16 protein-coding genes are annotated in these 15,355 nt (G+C 74.7%); 11 read left to right on the forward strand and 5 right to left on the reverse strand.

All coding sequences use genetic code 11. From position 1 onward, the window contains the following. Positions 1-88 precede the first annotated feature (88 nt). The 3 genes from J4557_RS12480 to J4557_RS12490 are packed head-to-tail and all read left to right on the forward strand — an operon-like array spanning position 89 to position 2,443. On the forward strand, positions 89-886 hold the full coding sequence (locus J4557_RS12480) for an ABC transporter ATP-binding protein (RefSeq protein WP_208266655.1): 798 nt from the start codon (positions 89-91) through the stop codon (positions 884-886). Then, positions 883-1,644: an ABC transporter permease gene (locus tag J4557_RS12485; protein ID WP_208266656.1), complete on the forward strand. Its 762-nt coding sequence runs from the start codon at positions 883-885 to the stop codon at positions 1,642-1,644. The genes J4557_RS12480 and J4557_RS12485 overlap by 4 nt, the downstream gene beginning before the upstream one ends. A 19-nt stretch (positions 1,645-1,663) precedes the next feature. Then, positions 1,664-2,443: a MerR family transcriptional regulator gene (locus tag J4557_RS12490; RefSeq protein ID WP_208266657.1), complete on the forward strand. Its 780-nt coding sequence runs from the start codon at positions 1,664-1,666 to the stop codon at positions 2,441-2,443. Positions 2,444-2,447: 4 nt separating this feature from the next. On the opposite strand, the gene J4557_RS49530 is transcribed toward J4557_RS12490, so the two are convergent. The 3 genes from J4557_RS49530 to J4557_RS12505 form a co-directional block, all read right to left on the reverse strand. Continuing rightward, a complete protein-coding gene (locus J4557_RS49530; protein WP_243775644.1) occupies positions 2,448-2,693 on the reverse strand; it encodes an alpha/beta fold hydrolase in 246 nt (81 codons plus the stop codon). Positions 2,694-2,772: 79 nt separating this feature from the next. Beyond that, complete coding sequence (locus J4557_RS12500) at positions 2,773-4,785, reverse strand: ATP-binding protein (protein WP_307799710.1); 2,013 nt, start codon at positions 4,783-4,785, stop codon at positions 2,773-2,775. Continuing rightward, the gene (locus J4557_RS12505; protein ID WP_208266658.1) at positions 4,775-5,464 is read right to left on the reverse strand and encodes a response regulator transcription factor; all 690 of its coding nucleotides are present in this window, start codon (positions 5,462-5,464) and stop codon (positions 4,775-4,777) included. The genes J4557_RS12500 and J4557_RS12505 overlap by 11 nt, the downstream gene beginning before the upstream one ends. A gap of 93 nt (positions 5,465-5,557) precedes the next feature. Here J4557_RS12505 and J4557_RS12510 point away from each other — a divergent pair, with 93 nt between their 5' ends. Continuing rightward, positions 5,558-6,313: a L,D-transpeptidase gene (locus J4557_RS12510; RefSeq protein ID WP_208266659.1), complete on the forward strand. Its 756-nt coding sequence runs from the start codon at positions 5,558-5,560 to the stop codon at positions 6,311-6,313. Between the two features lie 23 nt (positions 6,314-6,336). After that, complete coding sequence (locus J4557_RS12515; RefSeq protein ID WP_208266660.1) at positions 6,337-6,582, forward strand: hypothetical protein; 246 nt, start codon at positions 6,337-6,339, stop codon at positions 6,580-6,582. Positions 6,583-6,826: 244 nt separating this feature from the next. On the opposite strand, the gene J4557_RS12520 is transcribed toward J4557_RS12515, so the two are convergent. After that, positions 6,827-7,777, reverse strand: a complete 951-nt coding sequence (locus tag J4557_RS12520) for an alpha/beta fold hydrolase (RefSeq protein WP_208266661.1) — start codon at positions 7,775-7,777, stop codon at positions 6,827-6,829. A gap of 96 nt (positions 7,778-7,873) precedes the next feature. Here J4557_RS12520 and J4557_RS12525 point away from each other — a divergent pair, with 96 nt between their 5' ends. From J4557_RS12525 to J4557_RS12535, 3 genes are all read left to right on the forward strand, one after another. Next, positions 7,874-8,908, forward strand: coding sequence for an SUKH-4 family immunity protein (locus J4557_RS12525; protein WP_208266662.1), 1,035 nt, complete (start codon positions 7,874-7,876; stop codon positions 8,906-8,908). Between the two features lie 80 nt (positions 8,909-8,988). Continuing rightward, positions 8,989-9,777, forward strand: coding sequence for a 3-hydroxybutyrate dehydrogenase (locus tag J4557_RS12530; protein ID WP_279576052.1), 789 nt, complete (start codon positions 8,989-8,991; stop codon positions 9,775-9,777). 11 nt (positions 9,778-9,788) lie between these two features. Beyond that, complete coding sequence (locus J4557_RS12535) at positions 9,789-11,672, forward strand: helix-turn-helix domain-containing protein (RefSeq protein ID WP_243775645.1); 1,884 nt, start codon at positions 9,789-9,791, stop codon at positions 11,670-11,672. An 18-nt stretch (positions 11,673-11,690) separates the two neighbouring features. Here J4557_RS12535 and J4557_RS12540 read toward each other — a convergent pair whose 3' ends face one another. Continuing rightward, positions 11,691-12,620, reverse strand: coding sequence for a LysR family transcriptional regulator (locus tag J4557_RS12540; RefSeq protein ID WP_208266664.1), 930 nt, complete (start codon positions 12,618-12,620; stop codon positions 11,691-11,693). Between the two features lie 133 nt (positions 12,621-12,753). Here J4557_RS12540 and J4557_RS12545 point away from each other — a divergent pair, with 133 nt between their 5' ends. From J4557_RS12545 to J4557_RS12555, 3 genes are read left to right on the forward strand one after another with little or no spacing between them, the layout of a single operon-like run. Then, the gene (locus J4557_RS12545) at positions 12,754-13,479 is read left to right on the forward strand and encodes an SDR family oxidoreductase (protein ID WP_208266665.1); all 726 of its coding nucleotides are present in this window, start codon (positions 12,754-12,756) and stop codon (positions 13,477-13,479) included. A gap of 26 nt (positions 13,480-13,505) precedes the next feature. Further along, positions 13,506-14,147, forward strand: coding sequence for an ester cyclase (locus tag J4557_RS12550; protein WP_208266666.1), 642 nt, complete (start codon positions 13,506-13,508; stop codon positions 14,145-14,147). After that, positions 14,147-15,349 (forward strand): MFS transporter, encoded by a 1,203-nt coding sequence (locus J4557_RS12555; RefSeq protein WP_208266667.1) that lies wholly within the window; start codon positions 14,147-14,149, stop codon positions 15,347-15,349. The genes J4557_RS12550 and J4557_RS12555 overlap by 1 nt, the downstream gene beginning before the upstream one ends. Positions 15,350-15,355: the final 6 nt, after the last annotated feature.

The raw sequence follows: 15,355 nt of genomic DNA on the forward strand, positions 1-15,355 counted from the left end.
ACGCGACACCTCCGACATTTCTCCCCGGGCGGGGTCCGCCTTCCGGGGGTTGACCCTGACGCAGCGTCAACCCTCCATGCTGGCCGCCATGACGACCGATCAGGTCCAGGGACCGGCGATCCACGTGCAGGGCCTGGAGAAGTCCTACAAGGAGCTGCGCGTGCTGCGCGGCGTGGACCTCGAAGTCCGGCGCGGCGGTGTCCTCGCCCTGCTCGGCTCGAACGGGGCGGGCAAGACCACGCTGGTGAGGATCCTGTCCACGCTGCTTCGCGCCGACGCGGGGACGGCCCGGGTCAACGGGTTCGACGTCGCGACGCAGGCCGCCGAGGTGCGCGCGTCCATCAGCCTCACAGGCCAGTTCGCGGCGGTCGACGGGATCCTCAGCGGCAGGGAGAACCTCGTCCTGGTCGCCAGGCTGAGGCATCTCAAGGACCCGGGCGGGATCGCCGACGGCCTGCTGAGGCGGTTCTCGCTGACGGAGGCGGGCGGCAGGAAGGCGGCGACGTACTCCGGCGGCATGCGGCGCCGGCTGGACATCGCGATGAGCCTCATCGGGGACCCGCCCGTCGTCTTCCTCGACGAGCCGACGACCGGGCTGGACCCGAAGGCGCGCATCGAGGTGTGGCAGGCCGTCAAGGAGCTCGCCGAGGGCGGCACGACCGTGCTGCTCACCACCCAGCACCTGGACGAGGCCGAGCACCTCGCCGACCGGATCGCGATCCTGCATCAGGGCCGGATCGTCGTCGAGGACACCCTGGACGGGCTCAGGCGGCTACTGCCTCCCGCCGAGGTCGAGTACGTCGAGAAGCAGCCCTCCCTCGAGGAGATCTTCTTCGCGGTCGTCGGCGAGGACGGCCGGACCCCCGAGAACGAGGAGCAGAGATGACCGCGCACTTCCTGGGCGACACCGCCGTCCTCACCGGACGGACCCTGCGGCACGTCACCCGCAGCCTGGACACCGTCATCACGACGGCGGTCACGCCGATCGCGATCATGCTGCTGTTCGTCTACGTGTTCGGCGGCGCCATCCGGACCGGCACGGCGTCGTACGTGGACTACATGCTCCCCGGCGTCCTGCTCATCACGATCGCGTCCGGCATCTCCTACACGGCGTTCCGGCTGTTCACGGACATGCAGAGCGGGATCTTCGAGCGCTTCCAGTCGATGCCGATCGCGCGGTCGGGCGTACTGTGGTCGCACGTGCTGACCTCGCTGGCGGCCAACGCGGTCTCGGTGGCGGCCGTCATCGGCGTCGCTCTGCTCATGGGCTTCCGGTCGGGCGCCGGCGTGGGGGCCTGGCTCGCGGTGACCGGCATCCTCGTCCTGTTCACCCTCGCGCTGACCTGGATCGCCGTCATCCCCGGCCTCACCGCCAAGAGCGTGGACGGCGCGGGCGCGTTCTCCTACCCGCTGGTCTTCCTGCCGTTCATCAGCTCGGCGTTCGTGCCGACCGGCACGATGCCCGGCCCGGTGCGCGCGTTCGCGCAGCATCAGCCGGTGACGTCCATCGTCGACACGCTCCGCGCCCTGCTCGCGCAGCGTCCGGTCGGCGGCGGCCTGTGGACGGCGCTCGCCTGGTGCGCCGGCATCCTCGTCGTCGCCTACGTGTTCGCCGGCATCGCCTACCGCCGCAAGATCTCCTGACGGGCGGGAGGATCGGAGCATGCTGACGATCGGGCAACTGGCCTCGTACGCCGGTGTGACGGTGCGCGCGGTGCGGCACTACCACCAGATCGGGCTGCTGCCCGAGCCGGAGCGGGACGCCTCGGGGTACCGGCGGTACGGCGCGACGGCGGTCGTGTCCCTCATCAAGATCCGCACCCTGGCGGACGCGGGCGTGCCGCTGTCGCGGATCGGCCACATGCTCGAGGCCGACGCCGCGTCGTTCGCCGAGGGCGTCCGGCGGATCGACGGCCGCCTGCGCGACGAGATCGCCCGGCTGGAGAGCAGCCGCGAGCAGATCGCGCGGCTCGGCGCCGGGGACGGCCTGGTGCTGCCGCCGGAGATCGTGTCCTATCTCGACCGGCTGCGGGAACTCGGGGTGTCGGAGCGGATCGTGGAGGGCGAGCGGGACGGGTGGATCCTCGTCTCGGCCCGCTGGCCCGACCGCGTCCGCGAGTTCATGCCCGGGAAGTTCGCGCAGCTGGAGGATCCGCGCGTCGTCCGGCTCTACCGGGTGCTGTCGGAGATCATCGAAGGCGACCCGGACGACGACCGGCTCCTGGTGGAGGCCGCCGACATCATGGCCGGCCTGTTCGAGCAGGCGTACGCCGACGGCCAGGCCGAGTTCGGCGGGGCGGTCCGCGACCACCTGCCGTTCGACCTGCTGGAGTCGCTCGCGCTCGAGGCCGATCCGCGGGCGGAGCGGATGCTGGAGCTGATGCGCGAGCGCGGCTGGAACGGCTGGACCCGGATGGAGCGGCTCCCGAAGCGTCCCGGCTGACCCGCTAGAGGTCGCGGAGGAAGGCGATCAGGGCGTCGTTGACCTCGGCGGGGCGCTCCTGCTGCGTCCAGTGGCCGCATCCGGGCAGCCAGACGGTCTCGCGGAGGTTCGGCACGAAGTCGGACAGGTGCTCGACCGCGTGCATGGCGCCGGTCGCGACGAGGTCCCGGTCGCCGGCGATGTAGAGGGCGGGCGGGCTGATCGGGGCGCGGTGCCAGGCGGACGCCCGGCGGCCGAAGCCGCCCGGCACCGGCCGGGCCCCGTCGCACGGAGCATGAACGCCGTGGCCGGGCTTGCCCGGTGGCCGACGCCCCTTGGCGGGCGCCGGGCTAAGCGGGGTCCGGTGAGCCCGGTAGGCGCAGGACGAACGTCGCGCCTTGGCCCGGCTCGCTGCACACCGCCGCGGATCCGCCGTGCGCCTCGGCCAGCTGCCGCACGATGGCCAGGCCCAGTCCGCTGCCGCCGGTCTGCCGGTTGCGCGACTTCTCGGCCCGCCAGAACCGGTCGAAGACGTGCGGCAGGTGCTCCGGCGCGATGCCCGGCCCGGTGTCGGCGACCTCGATCAGCACGTCGTCGCCGTCGGCGTGCGCGCGCAGGCTCACCCGCCCGCCGGCCGGCGTGTAGCGGACCGCGTTCGCGAGCAGGTTGCCGACCGCCTGCCGCAGCCGTACCGGGTCGGCGTCCAGCTGCGGCCGGCCCGTCACCTCGGCGGTCAGCACCAGGTCGGCGGCCTCGGCCGCGGCCCGGTAGACGGTCGCGATCTGCTCGACCAGGTCGGCCACGTCGACCGGCTCGGGGTGCAGCCGCAGCTTGCCCACGTCGGCGAGCGCGAGCTGCTGGAGGTCGTCGACGATGTGCTGCAGCAGCGTGGCCTCCTCGACCAGCGAGGCGGTCAGCGCCGGGCCCAGGTCGGCCACGCCGTCCTGAGCGGCCTCCAGCCAGCCACGGATGTTGCTCAGCGGCGTGCGCAGCTCGTGCGACACGTCGCTGACCATCGCCCTGCGTTGCCGCTCCAGCCGGTCCAGGTGCTCGGACATCTCGTTGAACGCGGTGCCCAGCTCGCCGACCTCGCCCTTGGCGCGCACCGTGACCCGCGCCGAGCCGTCGCCGGCCCGCATCCGCCGGGCCGCCGCGGTGACCGCCCGCACCGGCCGCGCCAGCCGGGTGGCGACGAGGACGCTGACCCCGACCGCCAGCACGAGGATCACAGCGGTGACCCCGGCGATGCCGTACGGGTCGATGACCGGCGCGCGGTCGTCCGACGAGCCGATGTAGAGCAGCGCGGCAGGCGCGACGTACGGCTTCAGCTGGGTGCGGCGCGCGGTGGCCAGGCACTCGGCGGCCGACGCCGGAGCGGCCGGAGTGCCGGACTCGTCCAGCCACACGTCGACCCGGCCTCCGCGGCACCGCCGGACGAGAGCGGCGAGCTGGTCGAGCGCGCGCTTCTCGGTGGCGGTCGGACCGGGTGCGTCCGGCGAGCACGACTCGGGCGGCGCCGAGGGCTCCGGCACCGGGCTGGGCCGGTCCGCCGGCCTCCCGCCGGGTGCGCCGGTCGGCGAGGCGGGCGCGGTGGCCGGGGTGCTGGGCGTGGCCGTCGGCCGCTGCGACTCCTCCACCGGCCAGGTCGGTGGCGGGGAAGGTTTCAGCGTCGGTGAGAGCGCGCCCGGCGTCAGGACCACGCCGACGAGCCTGACCGCTCCGCCACCGGACGGTCGATCGAGCGCCGCTCGCGGTGGGGAGGGGGCGTATCCGGAAGGCGCGCCGACGGGTGCGCCCGGGCGGGTCGGGGCCGGTGCCGGGCCGCCCTCGCGGCGGAGGTACGGGCGGCCGCCGGGCCCGGCGACGACCTCGGCGCGCTGGCCCTCGCGGCGCAGGCACGCGGCCTGCGCGCCGACCTCCCTGCGCAGCCGTACCCGCTCGGCGTCCGGCAACCGGAACGGCCCGGCCGCACGCGCGTCGATCCGGTCGGTGGCCGCACCCGGGCCCAGCGAGACGTCGACGGCGAGCGGGTCGACGACAGCGGAGGGGCGCGCCGGCAGCGGCGGACGCCCGGCCGCCGAGTCCGCGATCCGCGCGCCGCCCTCGGTCGCCAGCGCGACCCGCTGGCCGCTCTCCCGGGCCAGCCCGCGCACGGTCTCCTCGACGCCGTCCCAGCGCGGGTGGCTCGCCGCGTAACCGAGCAGCGCGTCGTTGATCCGGGCGTCGCGGGCCAGCGTCCGCCCCTGCCGCTGCCGGATCTCGCCGGACGTGCTGCGCGCCGCCAGCCACGCGGTCGCCACGATCGAGCACACCGCGATCAGCACCGAGCTGGCGACCAGCCGGACGAGCAGGCTATGGCGCACGGTCGCCGACCAGCTTGTACCCGACGCCGTACACGGTGCACAGCCGGACCGGCCGCCGCGGCTCCGGCTCGATCTTCTTGCGCAGGTTCTTCACGTGCACATCGACCGTGCGCTCGGTGATGAAGCGGTCGAAGCCGTGCAGGTGCTCGAGGAGCTGCGCCCGGGTGAGGACCCGGCCGGGCCGCGCGGCCAGCGCCTCCAGGATGCGGAACTGGGCGGGCGTGCACTCGACCTCGCGCCCGTCCGCGAGGACCGTGTGCCGTTCGGGGTCCACCGTGATGCCGCCGACCCGGTACACCGGCTCGCCGCTTCCCCGCCCGGTGCGCCGCAGCAGCGTGCGCACCCGGGCCATCAGCTCGCGCGGGCTGTACGGCTTGGTGACGTAGTCGTCGGCGCCGAGGTCGAGGCCGCGCAGCAGGTCGTCCTCGGTCGAGCGGGCGGTCAGCATGAGCACCGGGACGTCGGACTCGGCGCGCAGACCGCGGCACACGTCGAGGCCGTCGACCTCCGGCATCATCACGTCGAGGAGCACGAGGTCGGGGCGGCGCGCACGAGCCTCGTCGAGCGCGGCGCGCCCGTCGTGGACGACGACCACCGAGTGCCCCTCGCGCCGGAGATAGCGGCGCAGCAGCTCCGCCTGCTTGGTGTCGTCCTCCGCGACCAGGACATTCGCGCACATGGCTCGTGAGCGTAGTCAAACCTCGACCGGCACCACGGGATCATCACACCGGCCTCACAGGTTCTTCACACTCCTCGGCCAGCATCTCGCGGCATGCGCCAAGTCAAGATCCACACCGGCACCCTGCTGGCCGCCGGCCTGATCGCCGGGCTGGCCGGCTGCGGCTCGTCGGACGACGGCGGATCGGGTGCCGGCCCGTCCGGCGCGGGCCGGCCGGCGGCCGCCGCCGAGCCGCAGCAGTCAGGGCGGCAGCGTGCCGAGATAGCGACCGTGCGCGGCGGCCGGATCGCCGTGCACAAGCAGAAGGGCGACGGCGCGGTCTGGAAGACGCTGTCCAGCCCCAACGCGATGGGCGCCACCCGGGTCTTCCTGGTCGAGGCCAAGGACGGCGACTGGCTCAAGGTGCTGCTGCCGGTCCGGCCCAACGGCAGCACCGGCTGGGTCAAGGCGTCCGACGTCGGGCTGTCGTCCACGTCCCGCCGCGTGGAGATCGACCCGAAGGCGTTCACGTTCACCGTCTTCGACGGCGACAAGGTGCTGCGCACCGGCAAGGTCGCCACCGGCGAGGGCGGCACCCCGACCCCGGCGGGCCGCTTCTATTTCACCGAGCTGGTCGAACCGCCGAACCCCAACGGCGGCTACGGCGCCTACGCCTTCGGCCTGAGCGGGTTCTCGCCGACGCTGAAGACGTTCGCCGGCGGCCCGGGGCAGCTCGCCGTCCACGGCACGAACAAGGCGTCGGCGCTGGGCGGCAAGGCCAGCCACGGCTGCGTGCGGGTCAGCAATGACGACATCACCTGGATGGCCAAGAACCTGGCGATCGGCACGCCTGTCGTCGTCAAGGCATGAGAACACCACCGAAAGGACCATCGATGCGACTGAAGTCACTCATCGCGGCCGTCGCGCTGGGCGTCGGCCTGGCCGGCACCGGTATGGCCGCCGCCGAGGCCACCACCACCCCCAGGCCGAGCACCCCAGCGGCCTCCCCCACCCCGACCGCTCCGCCCCGCGCTCCGGCCCCGAGCACTCCACCCGGCGCTCCGGCCCCGTCCCCGTCCACGGCCCCCACCCTGCCCCCCGGCAAGGCCATCCCCAAGATGCCGAACTACACCGGCTGACCGCGACCACGGGCCCGCACGCCTTCCGTCGTGCGGGCCCGCCGCCGTCTCGTCAGGGGGGACGCCTCCGATCTCGTTCACCCAGCCCTGACGCCCGAAGGCCAGGTACTCGCCGCCGGCCGCCTTGCCGGGGACGTGCAGCCGTGCGCGCCGGCCGTACGCCCCGGGTCCGGCAATCGGCGGCCGCTGCGCGCCACCGTCCGGGGGCACGCCTTCCGAGGGCACGCCTTCCAAGGGCGCGCCGTCAGAGGTCGCGGAGGAAGGCGATCAGGGCGTCGTTGACCTCGGCGGGGCGCTCCTGCTGCGTCCAGTGGCCGCATCCGGGCAGCCAGACGGTCTCGCGGAGGTTCGGCACGAAGTCGGACAGGTGCTCGACCGCGTGCATGGCGCCGGTCGCGACGAGGTCCCGGTCGCCGGCGATGTAGAGGGCGGGCGGGCTGATCGGGGCGCGGTGCCAGGCGGCGGTGAGGTCCCAGTTGCGGTCGAGGTTGCGGTACCAGTTGATCGGCCCGGTGAAGCCGCTGTCGGCGTACTCGGCCACGTAGGCGGCGATGTCCTCGGCGGTGAGCCAGCCGGGGAGCTTCTCCGGCTCGGGGCAGGCGTCCAGGACCCCGCCGCCCTCGGGCGCGATCAGCGCCGTGCCGGGACCGTCGCCGGACGCGGCGTACAGCATCCGGCGGAACGCGGCGGCGCGGTCGCGGTCGAACTCGGCCTCCGGGGCGTCCGGCTCCTGGAAGCGGACCATGTAGAAGCCGTCGCCGAACATCCGCCGCATCGAGGCGACCGGCGGCCTGGAGCTGCGCGGGCGGTACGGCACCGACATGCCGACGACGCCGCGGACCTTGTCGGGGCGCATCTGCGCGGTGTGCCACGCGACGGGGGCGCCCCAGTCGTGCCCGACGACGACGGCACGGTCGCCGCCGAGGGCCTCGATCAGGCCGACGGCGTCGCCCACCAGGTGCAGGATCGAGTAGGCGGCGGGGTCCGCGGGGCCGCCCGTCCTGGCGTAGCCGCGCTGGTCGGGGGCGACGGCGTGGAACCCGGCGTCCGCGAGGGCGGTGAGCTGGTGACGCCAGGAGTACCAGCACTCGGGGAAGCCGTGCAGGAGCAGGACGAGCGGACCCTCGCCCGCCTCGGCGACGTGCATCCGCAGGCCGCTCCGGGAGTCGACGAAGCGGTGCGTGATCTCGGCCATCGGAACCCTCTCGCCGGTCAGCGGATGCCGCGCCCAACGCTAGCCTCTCTGCAAGATCGATGACGAGCACGGACGCGGCGAAGGGGCGGCACGGGGATGTACGACGGGAGCCACGGGCAGGCCGCACAGGCCGGCGCCGCCGAGGAGGGCCGGGGACGGCCCGCTGTGGGGGCGGGGAACACCCTCACGATCACCTACCGGGACGCGAGCGGCGAGGAGACCTACCTCGCGAAGGTGTCCGGACCGGGGCTCCCGACCCCGTTCTGGCAGGCGTGGGAGGAACTGCAGCGGCTCGGCGTGCCCGCCGAGAGCGTGTCCGCGGTGTACTCGGAGATCGAGCCGTGCCGCCTGCCCGGCTGCTACTGCGACGTGCTGCTGCGCGACTTCGCCTTCCCGCACGCCGACGTCTCGTTCGGGCGGCCCTACGGGAAGACCAAGCGGGAGCGGGCCGCGGCCATCGCGGCGAACGCCCAGCAGGCTGCGATGATGGCGCAGCTGGTCGGGCAGCCCGCCCCGCCCGCGGCGTCGCCCGTCCCGGTGCCGGACGGGGCGGCGGCTCCCCCGCTGGACGACGCGCAGCTCGGCCGGGTCCTGGCGTCCGCGTTCGGCCCGGACGGCGTCCACCGCCACCGGCCGGACGAGCTGGAGCGCCTCGGCGTCCCGGCGGGGCCGGCGGCGACGCTCGCGGCGGCGGGCCTGCCGGCGAAGGTGCCGCACATCTTCCACGCGTGGACCGCCAAGCCCCTCGCCGAGCAGCTGCGGACCCGGCGCAGCCCCTTGCCGGACAACTCGCTGGCCACCGTGGACGTCCTCGTCAGCCTCGGCGGCGACGGACACTGCTTCCTGTGCGTGATGACGGAGGGCCCGCCGCACATCATCGGCCGGGTGTGGGCCGTCGACCCGATCACCGGGGCGACCCGGTTCGTCAACACCGGCCCCTCGCAGCTCGCACGCTCGCTGGCCCTGCTCGCACGGGGGCGGCAGCGGATGCGAGGGCTCGACCCGTACGCAGCCGGCGCGATGGTGGAGCGGATCCAGGAGCAGCTGGCCGCCGTCGACCCGGCCGCCTTCCACGGTGAGGACCGCTGGTGGTCGCTCGTCGTCGAGCAGATGTGGAACGGACTGCTGTAAGGCCCGTCCATACCGTTCGTCACGGGATTGTGTGACGGGACCACATGGGAGCCCGTGGCGGCTCTTCATAGGTTCTGCGCATGACGAGCGTGACACCCCGGCCCACCGCTTGGGCCTCCGAAGCGCTGGACCTGTCGGGGAAACGGGCCCTGGTCACCGGCGGCGCGAGCGGCATCGGCCGCGCCTGCGCCCGCCTGCTGGCCGGGGCGGGCGCCCGCGTGGTGGTGGCGGACGTGGACGGCGACGCGGCGCACGCGGCGGCGGACGAGATCGGCGGGATCCCCCTGCTCGCCGACCTCTCCGACATGGACGCGCTGGACGGCATCGCCGCGGACGTCGACGTCCTGGTCAACAACGCGGGCGTCCAGCATGTGGCGCCGGTCCACGAGTTCCCCCCGGAGATGTTCGCGCGGATCCAGCGGCTGATGGTGGAGGCCCCGTTCCGGCTCGTCCGGGAGGCGCTTCCCGGGATGTACGAGCGGGGCTGGGGGCGGATCGTCAACATCTCGTCCGTGCACGGGCTGCGGGCCTCGCCGTTCAAGGCGGCGTACGTGACGGCCAAGCACGGGCTCGAAGGGCTGTCCAAGGTGATCGCGCTGGAGGGCGCCCCGCACGGGGTGACGTCCAACTGCGTCAACCCGTCGTACGTGCGCACGCCGCTGGTGGAGAACCAGATAGCCGACCAGGCGCGCGCGCACGGCATGGCACCGGACGAGGTCGTCGAGCGCGTCATGCTGGAGCACTCGGCGGTGAAGCGGCTGATCGAGCCGGACGAGGTGGCCTCGCTGGTCGGCTACCTGTGCTCCCCGGCCGCGTCGATGGTGACCGGCGCGTCCCTCGCCCTCGACGGCGGCTGGACGGCTCATTGACAATGGCCCGTATGACCTGCGGTGTCTTCCTCGAACTCCTCGCGCGCGAGGCGTCCCCCGTCGAGTTCGAGGGGCCGCTCGTGCAGGCGCGGGCGCAGGGCGCCTCGGCGACCGTGCTGGCGGAGCTGGAGGCGGCGAAGCTCGCCGCGCTGCGGGTCCGGTCGATCATGCGGCGGCACGCCCGGCGGGAGGCGGAGCTGGCGGCGCTGTTCGACACCGCCGGCGACCTCGCCGGGCTCCGCGACCTCGACGCGGTGCTGGAGGCGATCACGCGGCGCGCCCGGCGGCTGCTGAACGCCGACATCGCCTACCTGACGCTGAACGACGACGAGCACGGCGAGACCTACATGCGGGTCACCGACGGGTCGGTGTCGGCGGCGTTCCGGCGGCTGCGGCTGCCGATGGGGACCGGGCTGGTGGGCCTCGTCGCGCAGACGGCGATGCCGTACACGAGCGCGCACTACCTCGGCGACGAGCAGTTCCGGCACCGCGGGTTCATCGACTCGGCGGTGGCCGAGGAGGGCATCGTCGCGATCCTCGGCGTGCCGATGCGGCTGGGCAGCCGCGTGATCGGGGTGCTGACGGCGGCGAACCGCAGCGAGCGCCCGTTCGACCAGGAGGAGGTCGCGCTGCTGGGGTCGCTGGCGGCGCACGCGGCCGTCGCGATCGACAACGCCCGCCTCCTGGAGGAGACGCAGACGGCGCTGGAGGAGCTGAGCGCCGCCAACGACGTCATCAAGGCGCGCAGCGAGGCCGTCGAGCAGGCGGCGCGCGCGCACGACCGGATGACGGCGGTGGTCGTCCGCGGCGGCGGCGTCGAGGACGTCGGGGCCGTCGTCACCGAGCTGCTGGGCGGGACCCTGCACGTCCTGGACGCGGACGGCCGGCACCTGGCCACGACCGGGAGCGAGTCGGCGGCCCTGAGCGACGAGGAGCTGTCCGGCGTGATGGCGTCGGCGCACTCGGCGCGCGCGCAGGGGCGCACCGTGCGGCGCGGGGACCTGTGGATCGCCTCGGTGACGACCGGCGACGAGATGCTCGGCACGCTGGTGCTGCGCACCGCCGACGAGGTGTCCGGCGCCGACCAGCGCATCCTGGAGCGGGCCGCGCTCGTGACCGCGCTGCTGGTGCTGTTCCAGCGGAGCGTCACCGAGGCGGAGGGCCGCGTCCGGGGCGAGCTGCTCGACGACCTCCTGTCGGACCGGCACACGGACGCGGAGACCCTGGTCGTCCGGGCCCGGCGGGTGAACGTCGACCTGAACGCGCCGCACGTGCTGCTGTGCGCCCGGTGCGAGTCGCACGACCACCGGCAGCGCGCCGCGTTCTGGGCGTCGTCGTTCGCGGCGGTCGAGCACGGCCTGGCCGCCGCGCGCGGCGACGAGATCGTCCTGCTGCTGCCCGGCGAGCGCGCGGGCGACCTGGCCCGCCGCGTCGCCAAGGAGCTCGGCGCCTCCCTCGGCCGCCCCGCGACCGTCGGCGCGGCGGGCCCGGTGCGCGGGCCGTCCGAGATCGCGGAGGCGCACCTGGAGGCGCGGCGCTGCGCGGACGCGCTGCTCGCCCTCGGCCGCCACGGCGACGGCGCCGGCGCGTCCGAGCTGGGCTTCGTCGGCCTGCTCATCGGCGACGGACGGGACGTCCCCGGCTTCCTCGGCGGCACGCTCGGGCCCGTCCTCGGCTACGACGAGCGGCGCGGCACGGCGCTCGTGCAGACGCTCGACGCCTACTTCGGCACCGGCGGCAGCCTGTCCCGGACGGCGGAGCGCCTGCACATCCACGTCAACACCGTCAGCCAGCGCCTGGAGCGCATCTCCCGCCTCCTCGGCGACGACTGGCAGTCCCCCGAACGCGCCCTGGAACTCCAGCTGGCCCTCCGCCTCCACCGCCTCTCCCGCTGACGCCCCGCCCGGACCCGGTCAGGGCGCCGCCGTAGGGCCCGCAGGAGGACGGCCCGCCGGGAAGTGCGGCGGGACCACCTGGGCCTGGCGGGCCAGGAGATCGGTGAAGGCCGTGGTCAGACGGTCGGGCCGGGTGCGGGTATAGGCGGTCAGCGTGCGCTGGATCGGAGGGTCCGGGCGGAGCGCGGCACCGTCGAAGTCGGGCGGGATGATGTTCGCGGGCACCAGGGCGGGGCCGAGGCCGGCGGCCAGCAGGAGCGCGGCGGAGGTCTGCTCGGCGCGGACCGCGATCCGCGGCCGGAGACCCGCCTCCGCCCAGGCGCGGTCGACCAGGTCGGCCAGGCCGTTCCCCGGGGAGTAGTGCACCCACGCGCGGTCGGCGAGCTCGCCAAGGGCGAGGGTGCCGTCCGGGCTCGCGGCGAGGGGGTCATCGGCGGGCAGCACGATGGCGAACTCCTCGACGCCCAGTTCGCGGACGGGCCCCTCCCAGCCGGTCGGTGCGGGGCCGACGGCGAGGTCCGCCCGGCCTGCGGCCATCGCGGCCTGCAGGTCGTCGGTGTGCGGGTACTCGCGGAGCCGGATCCGGACCCGAGGGTGCCCCCGGCGCCAGGTGCGCAGGACCGGCGGGAGGACGCCGAGGCTGACGGAGTAGACCACGGCGACCTCCAGCTCGCCCTCGTCCAGCCCCGCGGAGCGGCGGGCCACGGCGTCCAGCCGGGCGGCCTCGGCGAGCGCGGCGCGGGCGTGCGGCAGCACCGCGCGGCCCAGGGGGGTGAGCCGGACGGCACGCGGGAGACGTTCGAGCAGCGGGCCGCCCAGGGCGGTCTCCAGGGCCCTGACCTGGTGGGACAGCGCGGGCTGCGTGACGTGCAGCTGTTCCGCGGCCCGGGTGAACGAGCCGGTGTCGACCACGGTGACGAGGTATTCGAGCTGCCGCAGCGTTGCCATGAACAGATTCTATCGCTGCGGTAGAAAACAAGCCTTGGACTAATCGGTGCTGGTCAGGCGAGAGTTGGGGAGCGGGCGGAGAGGCGCAGGACGGTGCCTCCCGGCCGACCCCGACCACAGAGGAGCTCTCCCCATGTCCATCCTTCACAGCCCGGCTCTCGGCGGCCGGCGGCTCGTCGTCGTGGGCGCCGGCTCGCATACCGGCCGCCTGCTCGCGGGCGCCGCCTCCGCCGCCGAACTGGTCCTGGCCGGACCCGACGTCCGCAAGCTGGACAGGGCCGCCAGGGAGCTGCCCGGCCCGGCCGAGGTGATCCCGGTCGACCTCGCCGACGAACGGTCGGTCGCCGCGCTCGCGGCCGGCGCGGGCCGCTTCGACCACCTGGTCTCCACCGCCGCGATGCCCGCCAACGGGCCGCTCGCGGAACTCGACCTCGCCGACGTGCAGCGGGCGTTCGCGGCGAAGGTGATCGGACCGCTGCTGCTCGCCAAGCACCTGGCCGGTCAGGTCGCCGAGGGCGGCTCGTTCACCTTCTTCTCCGGCGTGGCCGCCTGGCGTCCCGCCCCGGCGCGGACCGTGATGGCGACGACCAACGGCGCGCTGGCCTTCCTGGTCCAGGCGCTCGCGGTGGAGATCGCCCCCGTGCGGGTCAACGCGGTCTCGCCCGGCATCGTCGACACCGGCTCCTGGGACGGCCTCGGCCCGGGCAAGGACGCGTTCCTGCGGGGCGTCGCCGAGCGCAACCCGGCCCGCCGGGTGGGCAGCCCGGACGACCTGATCAAGGCGGTCCTCTACGCCATCGACAACCCCTACGTCACCGGGACCGTGCTGCACGTCGACGGCGGCGGCCGTCTCGCCTGACACCCGACGATCCAAGGAGAACCACCATGCGTTTCCGCAATGCCGCCTCTGCCGCCGCGCTCGTCGCCGCGTTCGCCGTGGGGGCCTCCCTCGCCGGCGGGATCGCCGCCGCCTCCGAACGGGGCGAGCCCCGCGGCCATGGCCACGGTGAGCAGCACCGGCCCGCAGAGCCGCACGGCTGGCCGTGGCGGCTCGTCGACCCGTCGCCGGACCTGGTGAAGCCCGGGGCGCTCACCGTCGACCGCTCGATCGGCGAAGAGCGCGCCCGGCTCGAGGTCCACCTGGCCCAGCGGCTGTACACCTTCTGGAACACCGGCCGGCAGGAGTACCTCGACGCCGCGGTCGACCCGGAGTTCAGGGACGAGACCCTGCCCGCCGGGCGCCCGCAGGGCCCCGCGGGGCCGGTGTTCGCCTCGAAGGGGTTCCGCGCCGCCGTCCCCGACCTGACCTGCGAGCTCGCCGACGTCCTGGTCACCGGCGACAAGATCACCGCCCGGCTGGTCTTCCGCGGCCACTTCACCGGCACCTTCGACGGCGTGCGGGGCGAGGGCCAGAAGGTCGACTTCAACGCCATCGACATCCAGCAGGTGGGCGCCGACAGGATCGTCCGGGACTGGCACATCGAGGACAACCAGACCCTGCTCGCGCAGATGGGCGTCGACCGCTGATGCCACTCGTCCTGTACGCCCTCGCCCTGGCGGCGTTCGCCATCGCCACCACCGAGTTCGTCGTCGTCGGAATGCTGCCGACGCTGGCCGGCGAACTCTCCGTCTCCGTGCCCACCGCGGGCTACCTGGTGACCGGCTACGCCGCCGGGGTCGCGATCGGCGGGCCGCTGCTCGCCCTGGCGGCCCGGCGGCTGCCGCCGCGCACCACGCTGATCGGCCTGATGACGCTGTTCTGCGCCGGGCACCTGGTGATGGCCGCGGCGCCCGACTTCACCGTGCTGCTGGTCGCCCGGCTGGTCACGGCGTCCGCGCACGGCGCGTTCTTCGGCACCGGCACGGTCGTCGCGGGGGCCGCGGTCCCCGCGGCCAGGCGCGGGCGGGCGATCGCACTGATGTTCACCGGGCTCAGCGTGGCCACCGTGATCGGCGTCCCCGGCGGGACCCTGCTCGGACAGCAGCTGTCCTGGCGGGCGCCGTTCGCGGCGGTCGCGGTCCTCTCGGCCGCCGCCGGGCTCGCGCTGTACCGCCTGCTGCCCCGGGAGCGTCCGGCCCCGGCGGCCGGCACGGGCGCCGGGGCGCCGCGTTCGGCGCCGGGTGCGCTCGCGCTCGCCCTGGCCACCACGGTGCTCGGCTGGGGGGCGATCTTCGTGCCGTACACCTTCATCTCCCCCTATCTACAGCGGGTGAGCGGGTTCGGCGCGGGCACGGTCACCGCCCTGCTGCTGCTCTTCGGAGTGGCCTCGGCCGCCGGCGGCCTGCTGGGCGGGAGGGCCGGCGACCGCCACCCGACCGGCGCCCTCCCGGTCGCGCTGGTGGCGCTGGCCGCCGTCCTCGCCCTCGTCGGGGCCGGCGGCGGCAGCAGGCCCCTCATGGTCGTCCTGCTGGTCTGCTGGGGCGTCGCCGGATTCGCGCTGGTGCCCACGCTCCAGAGCCGGGTGGTGGCCATCGCGGGTCCGGCGAGCACCCTCGCCGCCACCCTCAACATCGCGGCGTTCAACATCGGCATCACCGCGGGCTCCGCCCTCGGAGGCGCCCTGGTGAACGCCGGGCGGCTGCGCGCCGCACCCGCCGTCGCCGCGGCCGTGGTGCTGGCTGCGGTGATACCGGCCGTGCTGTCCGGGCGGGCCGGACGCCGTCCCCGGCGCCCCCGCCCGGCCGCGCGGCGCGCCTCCCTCGGGGTACACGCCGCGCGCCGTCGTTGAGGCGGG

Source organism: Actinomadura nitritigenes, assembly GCF_017573545.1.
Lineage (GTDB): Bacteria > Actinomycetota > Actinomycetes > Streptosporangiales > Streptosporangiaceae > Spirillospora > Spirillospora nitritigenes.

What these genes read in the sequence shown, in the direction of transcription:
- J4557_RS12480 (WP_208266655.1), top strand. Translation starts at nt 89, where the DNA reads ATGACGACCGATCAGGTCCAGGGACCGGCGATCCACGTGCAGGGCCTG.
- J4557_RS12485 (WP_208266656.1), top strand. Translation starts at nt 883, where the DNA reads ATGACCGCGCACTTCCTGGGCGACACCGCCGTCCTCACCGGACGGACC.
- J4557_RS12490 (WP_208266657.1), top strand. Translation starts at nt 1,664, where the DNA reads ATGCTGACGATCGGGCAACTGGCCTCGTACGCCGGTGTGACGGTGCGC.
- J4557_RS12505 (WP_208266658.1), bottom strand. Translation starts at nt 5,464, where the DNA reads ATGTGCGCGAATGTCCTGGTCGCGGAGGACGACACCAAGCAGGCGGAG.
- J4557_RS12510 (WP_208266659.1), top strand. Translation starts at nt 5,558, where the DNA reads ATGCGCCAAGTCAAGATCCACACCGGCACCCTGCTGGCCGCCGGCCTG.
- J4557_RS12515 (WP_208266660.1), top strand. Translation starts at nt 6,337, where the DNA reads ATGCGACTGAAGTCACTCATCGCGGCCGTCGCGCTGGGCGTCGGCCTG.
- J4557_RS12520 (WP_208266661.1), bottom strand. Translation starts at nt 7,777, where the DNA reads ATGGCCGAGATCACGCACCGCTTCGTCGACTCCCGGAGCGGCCTGCGG.
- J4557_RS12525 (WP_208266662.1), top strand. Translation starts at nt 7,874, where the DNA reads ATGTACGACGGGAGCCACGGGCAGGCCGCACAGGCCGGCGCCGCCGAG.
- J4557_RS12530 (WP_279576052.1), top strand. Translation starts at nt 8,989, where the DNA reads ATGACGAGCGTGACACCCCGGCCCACCGCTTGGGCCTCCGAAGCGCTG.
- J4557_RS12535 (WP_243775645.1), top strand. Translation starts at nt 9,789, where the DNA reads ATGACCTGCGGTGTCTTCCTCGAACTCCTCGCGCGCGAGGCGTCCCCC.
- J4557_RS12540 (WP_208266664.1), bottom strand. Translation starts at nt 12,620, where the DNA reads ATGGCAACGCTGCGGCAGCTCGAATACCTCGTCACCGTGGTCGACACC.
- J4557_RS12545 (WP_208266665.1), top strand. Translation starts at nt 12,754, where the DNA reads ATGTCCATCCTTCACAGCCCGGCTCTCGGCGGCCGGCGGCTCGTCGTC.
- J4557_RS12550 (WP_208266666.1), top strand. Translation starts at nt 13,506, where the DNA reads ATGCGTTTCCGCAATGCCGCCTCTGCCGCCGCGCTCGTCGCCGCGTTC.
- J4557_RS12555 (WP_208266667.1), top strand. Translation starts at nt 14,147, where the DNA reads ATGCCACTCGTCCTGTACGCCCTCGCCCTGGCGGCGTTCGCCATCGCC.